Genomic DNA, 14795 nt, shown 5'->3' with positions numbered 1-14795 from the left:
CCGTGGAGCTGATCGACGTCGTCCTCGTCGCGACCCTGTTGCTGCTGGCCGTGGTGCTCCTCGGCGCGCTCGACCTCGTGCTGGGCACCTGGCGGCGGCGTCGCCACGGCGGTCGCCGCCGCGAGGCCGAGCGCGACCTGCTGGCCGTCGTGGTCGACGCGCTCGCCGGCGCCGACCACCTCGACGGCGCACGTCGGGCCATCCGGGAGGCGGAGCCCGCCGTGGCCGAACAGGTGTGCCTGGCCGCCGGTCGGATCGTCGGCGAGGAGGAGCGCGCGCTGCTCGCGGAGCTCGCCGCGGCCGCCGACGTCAACCAACGGGCCCGGCGCGAGCTGCGTTCGCGCCACTGGTGGCGCCGGCTGCGGGCGGTCCGCCTGCTGCACGTCGCCAGCGACGACCCGGCGGACCTGCAGGTGCTGGCCGACCCGCACCCCGAGGTACGTGCGGCCGCGCTGCTGTGGTTGTCGGACCGGCCCCGACAGCTGGGGGAGCGTCCCGTCGTCCTGCCGCCACGACGTCCGTCCCGCGACGCCACCGAGCTGCTCGCCGACGCGCTGGTGTCCGACGCCGCCCTGGTGCGGGTCGCCGCCAAGCACGTGTGCGTCAAGGCGGACCCCCCGCCCCTGGCGGTGCTCGAGCGGGCACTCGAGCTGGCGCGCCGGCCCGAGACCCACCCGCTCGCGGCGGTCGCCCCCCTGACCACCATCGCGGCGCTCGGCGGATCGGTGCCGCTGTCCTTCGACGACTTCCTCGCCTCGGACGCCGCGCCGGTGCGCGCTGCCGCGATCCGGGCCGTGGCCGCGACCGCTCCCGAGCAGACTGCGCTGCTCGCCCGCCGTCACCTCGCCGACGAGCAGGTCGTGCGCATCGCCGTCGCCGACGTGGCCGGCCGGGACCCCGCGGCCGGCGCGTTGCTGCTGGCCCTCGCCGAGGACCCCGCCTGGCAGGTGCGCCAGGTCGCCCGCCGGACCCTGGTGCGCTCGGGACCGGTCGGACGCGCGCTGCTGCGACGGCTGCAGCAGGCGGTGGCCTGATGGCGATCCGGATCCTGGAGTCCGTCCTGACCGCGACCGCGCTCGCGGCGTTGGTCTACTTCCTGCTCGTCAACGGGACCTACTCGTTGCAGCTGCTGCTGGCCGGTCGGGAGCTCAAGCAGCGCCGTCGTCGGCTCGACCTGGCCACCCTGTCGTGGTGGCACCGCACCCCCGACGCACCGCGGCTGTCGGTGCTCGCCCCGGCCTACAACGAGTCGGTCACCATCGTCGACGCCGTCGAGGGCATGCTGACGCTGGAGTACCCCGACCTCGAGGTGGTCGTCGTCAACGACGGCTCGCCCGACGACACCCTGCCGCGGCTCGTCGACGCGTTCGAACTGGTGCCCGACCCCTACGCGCCGAGTGCGTCGGGGGTGCTGCCCACCCGCCCGGTGCGCACCGTCTACCGTTCGCGCACCCACAGCAACCTGGTGGTGGTCGACAAGGACAACGGCGGCAAGGCCGACGCGCTCAACGCCGGCATCGGGGTCGCGTCGGGCGACCTGTTCGTCGCACTCGACGCCGACACCATCGTCGCCCCCGACGCGCTGCTGCGCATGGCCCGTGCCTTCCTCGAGACCTCGGGCAACGTCGCCGTCGGCGGCACCATCCAGCCGATCAACGGCGACGAGGTGCGTGACGGACGGGTGGTCAACAAGGCCGTCGACCGGCGCTGGTTCGGTGGCGTGCAGAGCGTCGAGTACGTCCGCGCGTTCTTCATCGGCCGACTGGGCTGGAACCGGCTGGGCGGCAACGTCATCATCTCCGGCGCCTTCGGCGCGTTCCACCGCCCGACCGCGGTTGCCGTGGGCGGCTACCGACACGACTCGATCGGTGAGGACTTCGAGCTGGTCGTGCGGATGCGGCGACACGGCTACGACACCGGGGGCCCGCACCGCGTGCAGTTCCTGCCCGACCCGGTCGCCTACACCGAGACGCCGGTGACCCACCGGGTGCTGCGCAACCAGCGCATCCGTTGGCACCGTGGCCTGCTCGACACCCTGTGGACCCACCGCGACGCCATCTTCCGTCCGCGCTACCGCGGTATGGCGTTCGGCGGGCTGGGGTTCTTCACCCTGGTCGAGGCGGTCGGCCCGATCGTCGAGGCGCTCGGTCTGCTCGCCCTGCTGATCGGGCTGCCGTTCGGGCTGATCGACGTCGAGTTCGCGCTGCTGTACTTCGTGCTCGCCTACCTGTGGGGCGTGGCGTTGAGCATCGGCTCGCTGGCGGTCGAGGACCGCTCCACGGCCTCGGAGCTGCGGGTGCGCGACCGGGTCTGGCAACTCGTCGCCGCGGTCTCGGAGCCGCTGTGGTTCCGGCAGCTGTCGCTGTTCTGGCGGTTGGAGGGCACCTGGCGGTGGTTGCGACGCGACGAGCGCACCTGGGGGACGATGACCCGCACCGGCTTCGGCACGCAGCGCCCGACCCGTGCGTGACCGCAGCCGGGGGGCCCACCTCGCGCCGGTGCTGCGGCCCGACGGCTTCGCCGTCTGGTGGTGGCTGAGCGTGCTCGCGGCGGCGGCCGTCCTGGCGTTGCTGCTCGGCCCGGACCTGCCCGCCGCGATCGTGGCCGCCGGTCCGGGGTTCTGGCTGCTGTTCGGCTTCGTCGTGCTCGGTGAGCTGCGCCCGGTCGTCGCCTCCGGCCGCGTCGACCCGGAGGGGGTCACGCTCAGCACCGCGTTCCTGTTCGCGGTCCTGCTGCGGTGGGGGCCGGAGCTCGCCCTGTTCAGCGTCGTCGCCGCCGCCGCCGTCGGGGAGACCGCGCGCCGCAAGCGGCTGTTCGCCGCCAGCTTCAACGGCGCCCAGTACGTGCTCTCCTACGGGGCCGCCTGGGCCGTGCTGCACGCCGCCGGGTGGCAGGCCAGCCCGCAGGCGCCGGCCACGCTCCCGCCCGGCGCGCTGTGGCTCGTCCTGCTCGCCGCGGGCGTGTACCACCTGATCAACCTCGGGGTGGTCGGCACGGCGATCGGACTCGTGGAGCGTCGGCCGGTCCGGGCCGCGGTGTTCGAGAACGTCGCCTACTTCACGATGACCACCGGCGCCGTCCTGGCGCTCTCGCCGCTGGTGGTGGTCGTGCTCGCCGTCGACTGGGCGTTCCTGCCGCTGTTGCTGCTGCCGCTGTTCCTGCTGTGGAAGACCGCCGCGATGTCGCTCGAGCGGGAGGAGCGCTCGCTGCACGACGGACTGACCGGTCTGGCGAACCGGACGCTGCTCGCCGACCGGGTGCACGCCCACCTGGCCGCGGGACGGCCCGGCGCGTTGTGCCTGCTCGACCTCGACCGGTTCAAGGAGGTCAACGACACCCTCGGCCACGCGGTGGGCGACGACCTGCTGGTGCGGGTGGCCGAGCGTCTGCGGGACGCCATCGGTGACCAGGGGATCGCGGCCCGCATCGGCGGCGACGAGTTCGTGCTCCTGCTCGAGTCGGCCGACGAGGCCGAGGCGCTGGCGACGCTGAGCTGCCTGGGCCGGACGCTGCTGCAGCCCTACGAGCTCGGTGGGGCCCGACTGGAGGTGGAGGTCAGCATCGGGCTCGCGATGCTGGGCACCCACGGGGGTGACCTCGAGGTGCTGCAGCGCCACGCGGACGCGGCCATGTACGCCGCCAAGGAGGCCGGCGACCTCGTCGCGGTGTTCCGTCCCGGGCTGCAGCAGTCGGTCCCCTCACGGCTGTCGCTGCTGGCCGAGCTGCGCGGCGCCACCCAGCGCGGTGAGCTCGAGGTGCACTACCAGCCGCAGGTGGCCGTCGTCGGCGGTGCCCCGCGGGGCATGGAGGCGTTGGTGCGCTGGCGCCATCCCCAGCGCGGACTGCTGCCTCCCGCCGAGTTCCTGCCGCTGGCCGAGCGCACCGCCGTCATGCGCTCGGTGACCTCCGCCGTGCTCGAGCAGGTGCTCGGGCAGCTCGCGGTGTGGCAGCAGGCGGGGCTGGCCGTCCCGGTGGCCGTGAACGTCTCGCTGCACGACCTGGCGGACCCGGCGTTCGCCGGTCGGGTGCGCGACGGGTTGCGCGACCACGGCGTGCCGCCCGACCTGCTGACGCTCGAGATCACCGAGGAGGCACTCGTCGGTGATCCCGGCCGCGCGTTGGCGACGCTGGACGCCTGCCGCGCCACCGGCGTGGAGCTCTCGCTCGACGACTTCGGCACGGGACACTCCTCGCTGCTGCGGCTCAAGCGGCTGCCGGTGTCCGAGGTGAAGATCGACCGCTCCTTCGTGCGCAGCCTCGACGAGGCCCCCGACGGGCCCGACGCCGCCATCGTGCGTTCGGTCGTCGAGCTCACCCGCGGCCTGGGGCTGCGTTGCGTCGCCGAGGGCGTCGAGACACGCCGCGCGCTGGCCGTCCTGCGCCGCATCGGCTGCGACGTCGCCCAGGGGTTCCTCGTCGCCCGCCCGCTGCCGAGCGGAGAGGCGACCGAGTGGCTGCGCGGGGCGCTGGCCCGCGGCTCGCGTCCCGGCGAGGACCGCGCGGGACGGTCGACCACGAGCGCTAGCCTGCGTGGCGGTCTGTCCCCGCTCCGGTAGGAAACCCGTGTCCCTCTCCGCCGACGAGGTCCGCCACGTCGCCCGTCTGGCGCGCCTCGCGCTGACCGACGACGAGGTGGACGCGCTCGCGCCCCAGCTGTCCGACATCCTCGCCTATGCCGAACAGGTCGGTGAGGTCGCCGCGCAGGACGTCGAGCCGACCACGCACCCGTTCGCGTTGCGCGACGTCAGCCGGCCCGACGAGCCGCGGCCCTCGCTGCCGCGCGAGGACGTGCTCGCCGCCGCGCCGCACGCCGAACAGGACCGGTTCGCCGTGCCCCGGATCGTGGCGGAGGAGGGCTGACGATGGAACTGATCGCGCTCAGTGCCGCCGAGCTCGCCCAGCGTCTGCAGGCGATGGACGTCTCCGCGCTGGAGGTCGTCGAGGCCCACCTCGACCGCATCGCGGCCGTCGACGGCGTCCGCGCCGAGGGCGAGGTCTGGTCGGCGAGCAGCCCCGAGGACCTCGACCAACGCGACGTGCACGCCTACCTGCACGTCACGGCCGCCGCCGCCCGCGAGCACGCCGCCGACGTCGACCGCCGTCGCGCCGCCGGCGAGGAACTCGGCCCGCTGGCCGGTGTCCCGCTCGCGCTCAAGGACGTGCTGACGATGCGCGGCGTGCCGACGACCTGCGGGTCACGCATGCTGGAGGGCTGGGTGCCCCCGTACGACGCGACCGTCACGACCCGGCTCCGCGAGGCCGACGTGGTCGTGCTCGGCAAGACCAACATGGACGAGTTCGCGATGGGCTCGTCGACCGAGAACTCCGCCTACGGAGCGACCCGCAACCCGTGGGACCTCGGCCGCGTGCCGGGTGGCTCGTCCGGCGGGTCGGCGGCCGCGGTCGCCGGGCTGATGGCCCCGCTGTCGATCGGGACGGACACCGGTGGCTCGATCCGCCAGCCGGCCGCGCTGACCGGCATCGTCGGGGCCAAGCCGACCTACGGCACGGTCTCGCGCTACGGGCTGGTCGCGTTCGCCTCGTCGCTGGACCAGGCCGGACCGTTCGCCCGCACGGTCGAGGACGCCGCCCGGTTGCAGACGCTCATCCACGGCCACGACCCGCGCGACGCCACCTCGGTGACCGACACCCCGGCGGACCTGCTCGCGACGCTGCGCGACGGCGTCGAGGGTCTGCGCATCGGGGTGGTCACCGAACTGCAGGGGGAGGGCTACGAGCCCGGCGTGCGTCGCGTGTTCGACGAGGCCCTGCAGCGCTTCGAGCGCCTCGGCGCGGAGATCGTCGAGGTGTCGTTGCCGCACGCCGGCTACGGCCTGCCCGCGTACTACCTGATCGCGCCGTCCGAGGCGTCGTCCAACCTCGCCCGCTTCGACGGCGTGCGCTACGGCCTGCGGGTCGACGCCCCGACCGCCGAGGAGATGAACGCCGCCACCCGCGCGGCCGGCTTCGGCCCCGAGGTCAAGCGGCGCATCATGATCGGTACGCACGCGTTGTCCAGCGGCTACTTCGACGCCTACTACCTGCAGGCCTCGAAGGTCCGCACCCTGATCGCGCAGGACTTCGCCGACGCCTTCGCGCAGGCCGACGTGCTGGTCAGCCCGACCTCGCCGACGGTGGCGTTCGGGCTCGGCGACAAGAGCGCCGACCCGCTGGCGATGTACCTCAACGACGTCGCGACCGTGCCGGCGTCGTTGGCCGGGATCCCGGCGCTGTCGCTGCCGGCCGGCACCGCCGAGGCACCCGACGCGCCGCGGGCCTCGCTGCCGGTGGGGCTGCAGATCATGGCGCCGCTGCTGCGTGACGACCTGATGTACCGCGCCGGATGGGCGTTCGAGCAGGACCTCGGATTCCTTCCGGTCCCTGCCGGTGACACCGCTGTGGAGGTTGGCTGAGATGACCGCGACCGACCTGGGCGAGATCTCCGCGACGACGGCCGCCGAACACGGCGCGCCGCTGCTCGAGGGCGACACCGGCGAGTGGGAGCTGGTCGTCGGCCTCGAGGTCCACGTCGAGTTGAACACCCGCACGAAGATGTGGTGCGGCTGTGCGACGCAGTTCGGTGGAGAACCCAACACCAACGTCTGCCCGGTGTGCACCGGCCAGCCCGGTGCGCTGCCGGTGGTCAACGCCCAGGCCGTGCAGGACGCGACGCTGCTGGGCCTGGCGCTCAACGGCGAGATCGCGCCGGTGTGCCGCTTCCACCGCAAGAACTACTTCTACCCGGACCTGGCCAAGAACTACCAGATCAGCCAGTACGACGTCCCGCTGGTGCACGACGGCTGGCTCGAGGTCGAGGTGCCCGACACCGAGGACCCCTCGGCGGCGCCGGTCGTCCGCCGCATCCGCATCGAGCGGCTGCACATGGAGGAGGACACCGGCAAGTCGATGCACGTCGGCGCGACCGGTCGCCTCCACGGCGCCGACCGCTCGCTGATCGACTACAACCGGTGCGGCATCCCGCTGCTGGAGATCGTGTCGCGTCCCGACGTCCACGACCCCGACACCGCGCAGGCCTATCTGCGTGAGCTGCAGGCGATCGTGCGGGCCACGGGCGTGTCCGACGCTCGGATGGAGGAGGGCTCCATCCGCTGTGACGCCAACGTCTCGGTGCGCCGTCCGGGGGACGCGCTGGGGACCCGCACGGAGATCAAGAACCTCAACTCGGTGCGCTCGCTGGGGCGGGCGATCGCCTACGAGGCCCGCCGCCAGATCTCGGTGCTCGAGGACGGCGGCCGGATCGTCATGGAGACCCGGCACTGGGACGAGGGCCGCGGAGTCACCGAGACCCTGCGCGTCAAGGAGTCGGTGACCGACTACCGCTACTTCCCGGACCCGGACCTGGTCGAGATCACCTCGTCGTCCGCGCAGGTCGACGAGGTGCGCGCCCGGCTGCCCGAGCTGCCGGCGGCCACCCGGTCCCGCCTGCGCGAGGCCGGCGTCGCCGCCGACCAGGCCGCCACGATGGTGGTCACCGGGCTCGTGCCCTGGTTCGACGAGGCCGTGCAGGCCGGTGCGTCGGCGTCCGCGGTGGCGAACTGGCTCACCGGTGACGTCGCCGGGCAGCTGTCCTCGGAGGGCGTCGAGCTCGCCGAGTCGGGGCTCACCGGCACCCACGTCGCCGAGCTGATCGGTCTGATCGACGACGGCACGCTGTCGACCAAGCTCGCCAAGCAGGTGCTGACCGGCGTGATCGCCGCACGCGGGGCCAGGGGCCCGGCGCAGGTCGCCGACGAGCAGGGCCTGAAGCAGGTCTCCGACGAGGGCGAGCTGCGTGGCATCGTCGAGCAGGTGGTGGCCGACAACGCCGGCACCGTCGAGGCGATCCGCGGCGGCAACGACAAGGCCATCGGCGCGCTCGTCGGGCAGGTCATGAAGCAGACCCGCGGCCAGGCCGACCCCCGCAAGACCAACGAACTGCTCCGCGAGGTCATCGGCAGCTGAGCGCGGCGTCGTCTGCGGCGCACGTGCGGCGTGGTCCGGACGTCCCCGGTCCCCGACGCACGTGCGTCGTATCCTGCCGGGCCGTGAGCACGCGGCCAATGCACCCGTACGGCGCGCCCTCGGGCGCGCAGCGGCTCGTGCTGGCGATGGACCGCGACGGGCCGTTCTGCGTGTGGTGCTCACGGGAGTTCTCCGACCTGGTGCGCCCGACCCGCGAGCACGTCGTGCCCCGCGTCAAGGGCGGACCGAGCATCCCGGAGAACGAGGTCGCCGCCTGCGCCCGGTGCAACCGCGAACGCGGGCACGCCTCACCGGTGCAGTGGCTCGACGAGGTGGTCGCGCGCGGGCGCACCCCCCGACCCGAGGTCCTCGAGGCGTCGCTGCGCCGCCTGGCGGACCACATCGAGCGCCACGGGGGCCTGCGGCGCATCCGGGGCTACCTCGCGACGGAACTGCGCAAGCTCGACAAGCGCTGAAGCCGTCGTGGGCCGGACACGGACGACGCGCCTCGCGTACGCACGGGCAGCCCCCGACGACGCCCGAGCGCCGCCGACCCGGCACCCTCGGCGGTTCGTCGAGACGACTGCGGAGGAAGCATGCGGGAGAACGTGGGCGACACCGACCAGCGGCTGCGGTTCGTGGGAGGCACGGCACTGCTGGCCGCCGCACTCGGGCCGCTGGGGGCCCGCCGGGGGCAGCTCGCGGGCCTGCTCGCCCTGGTCAGCGGCGCGCTGGTGCTGGAGTCGGCCGTGACCCGGACCTGCCCGCTCAACGCGGCGCTGGGCATCGACACCCGCTGAGACGGCCGTCCGCGGACCGACGAGCGTCCGCGCGTCGCCCGTCGCCGACCCCGTCGGGCATCTGCCTCCGCTGCGGCCACGAACCCGGGGACGGCCCCGGCGACGTGCCGCGAGGACCGGCGGCGGTGCACCCGGCGTCGGGGGTTCCCCTACCCTGACCGACTGCACGTGTTCAGCGCGCAGGGAGAAGCCCACGTGGTGCTCGAGACCATCGAATCGCCGGCCGACGTCAAGGCGTTGCCCGCCGATCAGATCCCGCTGCTGGCGGAGGAACTGCGCGCCGCCATCGTCGCGGCCGTCGCACGCGTGGGCGGGCACCTCGGCTCGAACCTCGGCGTGGTGGAGCTCGGCATCGCCCTGCACCGGACGTTCGACTCGCCCCACGACCTGTTGGTGTGGGACACCGGGCACCAGGCGTACGTGCACAAGATGCTCACCGGCCGCCGGGAGATGTTCGACACCCTGCGTCAGGCCGGCGGCCTGTCGGGCTACCCGAGCCGGACCGAGTCGCCGCACGACCTGGTGGAGAACTCCCACGCCTCGACCGCGTTGTCGTGGGCGTTCGGGGTCGCCCGTGCGCAGCAGGGACTGCCCGTCGCCGAACGTCGGCGGGTCGTGGCGGTCCTCGGCGACGGGGCGTTGACCGGCGGGATGGCCTACGAGGCACTCAACAACCTCGGGCACCACCAGCTGCCGGCCATCATCGTGCTCAACGACAACGGACGGTCCTACGCGGAGACGGTCAGCCGCCTCTCCGAGCGGCTCGCCGACCTGCGCACCGACCCGCGCTACCGCAAGGTGCGGGGCCGGTTCGACCGGCTGCTGGACCGCCTGCCGCTGATGGAGCGCCTGACCGACGCCGGGCTCGAGGCGGTCAAGGCCGCGGTCTCCGAGGCGCCGGCGCTGCAGTCGTTCGTCGAGGCGCTCGGGGTGCGCTACCTCGGCCCGTTCGACGGCCACGACGTCGGCAAGCTCGAACACGCCCTGGCCACCGCCGCCCGGCTGCAGACCCCGGTGCTGGTGCACGTGCTGACCCAGAAGGGCAAGGGCTACGAGCCCGCGGAGACCGATCCGGAGAAGAAGCTCCACGACACCTCCGCGTTCGACATCGCGACCGGCCGCTCGACGGGCACCAAGCCGCGGTCGTGGACGCAGGCCTTCAGCGAGGCCGTGCTCGAGCTCGCCGACGAGCGCGAGGACCTGATCGCCATCACGGCCGCGATGCCCGGTTCGACGGGCCTGCTGCCGCTGGCGCAACGCCACCCGGACAAGCTGCTCGACGTCGGCATCGCCGAACAGCACGCCGCCACGGCGGCGGCCGCGCTGGCCTACGCCGGCCGCCTGCCGCTGTTCGCGGTCTACTCCACGTTCTTCTCCCGGGCCTTCGACCAGGCGAACCTCGACGTCGGCCTGCACGACGCCCACGTGCTGTTCGTCTTCGATCGCGCCGGCATCACCGGCGACGACGGTCCGAGCCACCACGGCATCCTGGACCTGTCGTTGGCGCTGCGGATCCCCACGATGACGGTGCTGACGCCGTCGTGCGAACAGGACCTGCAGGCGCTGCTCGGCGTCGCCGCCGGACTCGAGGGTCCGGTGACCCTGCGGTTCCCGAAGGGGGCCGCGGTCGAGGGGACGACCATCGGCGTCGACACCGTCGACCGGGGGCTCGGCCTGGCGGCCCGGCGGCTGCGCGAGGGCGACGACGTCTGCGTCCTGGCGGTCGGTGACCGGGTCGGTCCGGCGCTCGAGGCGGCGGAGCTGCTCGCCGAGGCCGGTCACCAGGCGCAGGTGTGGGACGTGCGCAGCGTGCGTCCGGTCGACGCCACGATGCTCGACGCGGCCGCGGCGGCGCCGCTGGTGGTCACGGTCGAGAACGGTGTCGTCGGTGGTGGCGCGGGCACGGAGCTCGCGGACCGGCTGACCGAGCGGGCCGGCGTGCGGGCCGCGCCACCGGTGCTCAAGCTCGGCGTCCCCGACGGCTACCTGCCGCACGGCAAGCCGGACCGGATCCTGGCCGAGCTCGGACTGGACGCGCCGGGCATCGCCGCCGCGACCCGCAAGGTGCTCACCGACGACTGACGCGGGGCCCGGCCTTGCGGGCGGTCGTGGTCGGGATCTGTCGGTCGGAGATGAACGCTCGGTTGCCGGCTTCCACCTGCGAGTCGGTTGCAATAAGCTCGGCGACTCCGAACGTCGACCGAGCCGAGAGCCCCAGGTGGCAGCGATCAACACGACGCCGCCCCGATTCCGGGGTGTCGAGCCCGGTGCCGGCCGTCCCGGCAGCGACGACCTCGGGCGGCAGCAGGAGCGTCGACGGGGGGCGTTCCTGCTGACCGCGCTCGGGCTCGCGCTGGCAGCGAGCCTGGTGCTCGCGGTCGGCATCGGCGCGGTCCGCATCGCCCCCGCGACGGTGGCGGGCGTCGTCGGCCACGTCGTGCTCGGCGTGCCGGGGACGCCACCCGGGACCGGCTCCGAAGTCGCGATCGTGTGGCAGGTCCGCGTCCCACGCGTGCTGTTGGCCGCCCTGGTCGGGGCTGGTCTGGCGGTCACCGGCGCCACCCTGCAGGCGATGGTCCGCAACGTGCTCGCCGACCCCTACCTGCTGGGGGTCACCTCCGGTGCCTCGACGGGCGCAGCGGCCGCCATCCTGTTCGGCGTCGGTGCCGCCTTCGGGGACAACGCCCTCGCCGGCAGTGCCTTCGTGGGGGCGATGGGCGCCTCGCTCGTGGTGTTCCTCGTGGCCCGGGCCGCCGGACGGGTGACCTCGGTCCGGCTGTTGCTGGCCGGGGTGGCGGTGGGCTATGCGCTGTACGCCGCCACCAGCTTCCTCATCTTCGCGGCGGACTCGGCCGAGGGCGCACGCTCGGTGATGTTCTGGCTGCTCGGCTCGCTCAGTCTCGCCCGCTGGTCCTCGCCCCTGGCCGTCGTCGCGGTGGTGGTGCTGGGCACCGTCGCACTGCTGCTGGTGTGGAGCCAGCGGCTCGACGCGTTGGCCATCGGTGACGAGACGGCGCTGACCCTGGGGGTGTCGCCCACGCGGCTGCGTGCGCAGCTGCTGGTCGTGGTGTCGCTGTGCGTCGGTGCCGTGGTCGCCGCTGCCGGCGGCATCGGCTTCGTCGGCCTGGTGATCCCGCACGTCGCCCGGCGGCACGTCGGCGCTGCCCACCACCGTGTGCTGCCGGTGTCCGCCCTGACCGGTGCCATCTTCCTCGTCTGGGCCGACGTGGTGGCCCGGACGGTGCTGCAGCCCCGCGAGCTGCCCATCGGGATCATCACGGCGCTCGTCGGGGCGCCGTTCCTGCTCCTGCTCGTCCGACGGTTCCACGCCGCGAGCGCCTGACGACCGACCTCCCGACCGCCACCCCGGCCTCCCTCCGTGCTCGACCTCGACCCAGGACCGCGCCCATGCCCCGCACCCGGACCACGTCCGCCGCGCTCGTGCTCGCGCTCTGCCTGGCCGCGTGCGTCGGCGGCGAGCCCACGCCGCCGGTGGCTGGCGACACCGACCCGGCCGCGGACACGACCGCGACCGTCTACCCGCTGACCGTCGACAACTGCGGTGTCGAGGTGAGCTTCGAGGCACCGCCCGAGCGCGTGGTCCTGCTCAACAGCGCCCCGGTGGCGGCGCTGGCGGCGCTCGACGTGCTCGACCGGGTCGTCGCCCGCGCCGGTGCCTTTCCCGAGGAGTACTACACCGACGAGGTGAATGCGGCGATCGCCGGGATCGACTCGATCGGTGAGGGGCTCGACACCAGCGGTCATCTGCAGATCTCGCAGGAGGCGGTCCTCGCGGCCCGACCCGACCTCGTGCTCGGCCTGCCCGACGGCATGACGCGCGAAGGTCTCGCCGCTGCCGACGTGCCGTTGATCATCGAACCGGCGATGTGCCCGCAGGGACTCGACGCGCCGACCTTCGCCGACATCGAGGCGCAGGTCGCCACCTACGGTGGGATCTTCGACCGCCGGGAGGCGGCCGCGGACACCGTCGCCTCGTTGCGGCAGCGGGTTGCGGACGCCACGGTGTCGGCTGGCGGGGCGGTCGACGGGCAGCGCACCGCGGCGGTGCTCTATCCCACCGTCGGCGGCGGCACCGGGTACGCCTACGGAAACCGCAGCATGGCGCATCCCCAGCTCGAGGCCGCTGGCTTCGCCAACGTCTTCGGTGACGTCGACGAGCGGGTGTTCGAGGTCACCCTCGAGGAGGTACTCGACCGCGACCCGCAGATCCTGGTCCTGCTGCACGTCGACGGCGAGCCGGGACCGGTCGAGCAGGCGGTCGTGGACCTGCCCGGCGCCGACACCCTCACGGCGATCCGCAACGGCGACGTCCTGGTGCAGCTGTTCAACTTCACCGAGCCTCCGACGCCGCTGTCGGTCGACGGGCTCGAGCGCATCGTGGACGCCTTCGGGGACCGGCGGTGATCGAGGCCGCCGGGGTCAGCTTCGACTACGGGGACACCACCGTCCTCGACCAGGTCGGCCTCGAGGCGACCGCCGGGCAGGTCGTCGGTCTGATCGGCCCCAACGGCAGCGGCAAGACCACGCTGCTGCGCACCCTGTACGCCTCGCTGCGGCCGCGCACGGGTTGCGTCGCGGTCGACGGCGACGACGTCGGCGCACTGCGGACGCGCGAGGTGGCCCGCCGGCTCGCGGTCGTGGTCCAGGAGGGCGCGACCGACCTGCCGGTCACGGTGGCCGAGATGGTCCTGCTCGGCCGGTCGCCCCACCTCGGCAACTTCCAGCGGCCGGGGGAGGCCGACCACCGACGGGCCGCCGCGGCGCTGCGGCAGGTCGGTGCCCGCCATCTCGCCGGGCGTGTCTTCGCCGGCCTGTCCGGGGGCGAGAAACAGCGCGTGCTCATCGCCCGGGCCATCACCCAGGGGGCCGACCACCTCCTGCTCGACGAGCCCACCAACCACCTCGACGTCCGCTACCAGCACGAGATCCTGCAGCTGGTACGTCAGCTCGAGGTCTGCACGGTCGTGGTGCTGCACGACCTGAACCTCGCCGCGCGCTACTGCGACCGACTGGTCCTGCTGCAGGACGGCCGCGTGGTCGCCGCGGGCACTCCCGACGAGGTGCTTCGCCCCGAGGTCCTCGAACCGGTCTACGGGATCGGGGTGCGCCGCGTTCCCGACCACGGTCGGGTGCAACTGCTCTTCTCCCCGCTCGACGACAGGAACCAGCCATGACCGTGCCCGCGTCGACGACCGGCGTGCAGGACCGCATCACCGCCTACTGGGACCACCGGGCCGATGCCTACGACGCCCACCAGGAGCGCGTGCAGACGCCACCGGTCCGCGACGCATGGCGCCGCATCTGGGGCGAGGTGCTGCCGGACGCGCCTGCCGACGTGCTCGACCTGGGCACGGGCACGGGGGAGGTCGCCGTCTTGCTGGCCGGGCTCGGTCACCGGGTGACGGCGACCGACCTCGCGGCGGACATGCTCGACATCGCCCGTCGGCGCAGCGCCGGGCTCGCGCACCCGCCGCAGTTGCAGGTCGGCGACGCCGTGGCGCCGGACCTCCCTCCGGCGTCGTTCGACGTGGTCACCTGCCGCTACGTGCTGTGGACCCTGCGTGAGCCCGTGGCCGCGTTGACTCGCTGGCGCGCGTTGCTGCGTCCGGGAGGGCGGCTGGTCGTCGTCGACAGCACCTGGTTCCCGACCGGCATCCATGCCGAGGGCGACCGTCGCCCGGACGGGCCACCCGAGTTCGCCGACTTCTACGACCCCACGGTGGCCGCCGCGCTGCCGCTGGCCGAGGCCGGCAGCATCGAGCCGAGCGTCCGGGCCGTTCGCGACGCCGGTTTCGTCGACGTCGAGGTGACGCCGCTGCACGAACTCGAACGGTTGCAGCGCGCCGCTGCGGTCGACTCCGACCACACGGTGCGTCTGCAGTACCGCATCACGGGTCGGTGCCCCTGAGCCGTCGGCGACGGGCGGCGACGGGCGGGCGTGGCCCTCGACGGTCGGATCCCGGCTCGCGGGCGGAGACGACCTGAGCGGCGCGATCCGCGCACATCGCCGTG

General features: G+C 73.7%; 13 protein-coding genes. All 13 read left to right on the top strand.

All coding sequences use genetic code 11. The features are described 5' to 3' along the window. Positions 1-2 precede the first annotated feature (2 nt). The 13 genes from ELR47_RS15140 to ELR47_RS15080 all read left to right on the top strand — a co-directional run bounded on the left by ELR47_RS15140 (position 3) and on the right by ELR47_RS15080 (position 14691). Positions 3-1034: a hypothetical protein gene (locus tag ELR47_RS15140; protein WP_130650640.1), complete on the top strand. Its 1032-nt coding sequence runs from the start codon at positions 3-5 to the stop codon at positions 1032-1034. Then, complete coding sequence (locus tag ELR47_RS15135) at positions 1034-2470, top strand: glycosyltransferase family 2 protein (protein WP_130650639.1); 1437 nt, start codon at positions 1034-1036, stop codon at positions 2468-2470. Before ELR47_RS15140 ends, ELR47_RS15135 begins: the two co-directional genes overlap by 1 nt. Further along, on the top strand, positions 2463-4556 hold the full coding sequence (locus ELR47_RS15130; protein WP_130650638.1) for a putative bifunctional diguanylate cyclase/phosphodiesterase: 2094 nt from the start codon (positions 2463-2465) through the stop codon (positions 4554-4556). Before ELR47_RS15135 ends, ELR47_RS15130 begins: the two co-directional genes overlap by 8 nt. Positions 4557-4563: 7 nt before the next feature. Then, positions 4564-4860: an Asp-tRNA(Asn)/Glu-tRNA(Gln) amidotransferase subunit GatC gene (gatC, locus tag ELR47_RS15125; protein ID WP_205745306.1), complete on the top strand. Its 297-nt coding sequence runs from the start codon at positions 4564-4566 to the stop codon at positions 4858-4860. 2 nt (positions 4861-4862) lie between these two features. Next, a complete protein-coding gene (gene gatA, locus ELR47_RS15120; protein ID WP_130650636.1) occupies positions 4863-6413 on the top strand; it encodes an Asp-tRNA(Asn)/Glu-tRNA(Gln) amidotransferase subunit GatA in 1551 nt (516 codons plus the stop codon). A 1-nt stretch (position 6414) separates the two neighbouring features. Further along, positions 6415-7962, top strand: coding sequence for an Asp-tRNA(Asn)/Glu-tRNA(Gln) amidotransferase subunit GatB (gene gatB, locus ELR47_RS15115; protein ID WP_130650635.1), 1548 nt, complete (start codon positions 6415-6417; stop codon positions 7960-7962). Positions 7963-8045: 83 nt separating this feature from the next. Then, on the top strand, positions 8046-8438 hold the full coding sequence (locus tag ELR47_RS15110) for an HNH endonuclease (protein WP_205745304.1): 393 nt from the start codon (positions 8046-8048) through the stop codon (positions 8436-8438). Between the two features lie 120 nt (positions 8439-8558). After that, complete coding sequence (locus ELR47_RS15105; protein WP_130650634.1) at positions 8559-8762, top strand: YgaP family membrane protein; 204 nt, start codon at positions 8559-8561, stop codon at positions 8760-8762. A 168-nt stretch (positions 8763-8930) separates the two neighbouring features. After that, the gene (gene dxs, locus ELR47_RS15100; RefSeq protein ID WP_205745297.1) at positions 8931-10844 is read left to right on the top strand and encodes a 1-deoxy-D-xylulose-5-phosphate synthase; all 1914 of its coding nucleotides are present in this window, start codon (positions 8931-8933) and stop codon (positions 10842-10844) included. A 145-nt stretch (positions 10845-10989) separates the two neighbouring features. Continuing rightward, a complete protein-coding gene (locus ELR47_RS15095; RefSeq protein ID WP_130651430.1) occupies positions 10990-12105 on the top strand; it encodes a FecCD family ABC transporter permease in 1116 nt (371 codons plus the stop codon). A gap of 65 nt (positions 12106-12170) precedes the next feature. Next, entirely contained in the window at positions 12171-13187 is a 1017-nt protein-coding gene (locus ELR47_RS15090) for an ABC transporter substrate-binding protein (protein WP_130650633.1), read from the top strand. Next, a complete protein-coding gene (locus ELR47_RS15085) occupies positions 13184-13957 on the top strand; it encodes an ABC transporter ATP-binding protein (RefSeq protein WP_130650632.1) in 774 nt (257 codons plus the stop codon). The genes ELR47_RS15090 and ELR47_RS15085 overlap by 4 nt, the downstream gene beginning before the upstream one ends. Further along, on the top strand, positions 13954-14691 hold the full coding sequence (locus tag ELR47_RS15080; RefSeq protein WP_130650631.1) for a class I SAM-dependent methyltransferase: 738 nt from the start codon (positions 13954-13956) through the stop codon (positions 14689-14691). Before ELR47_RS15085 ends, ELR47_RS15080 begins: the two co-directional genes overlap by 4 nt. Positions 14692-14795 lie beyond the last annotated feature (104 nt).

Source organism: Egicoccus halophilus, from assembly GCF_004300825.1.
GTDB classification, from domain to species: Bacteria; Actinomycetota; Nitriliruptoria; order Nitriliruptorales; family Nitriliruptoraceae; genus Egicoccus; species Egicoccus halophilus.
The sequence above is the reverse complement of the archived record's forward strand: the minus strand, read 5'-3'. Positions and strand labels throughout refer to the sequence as shown.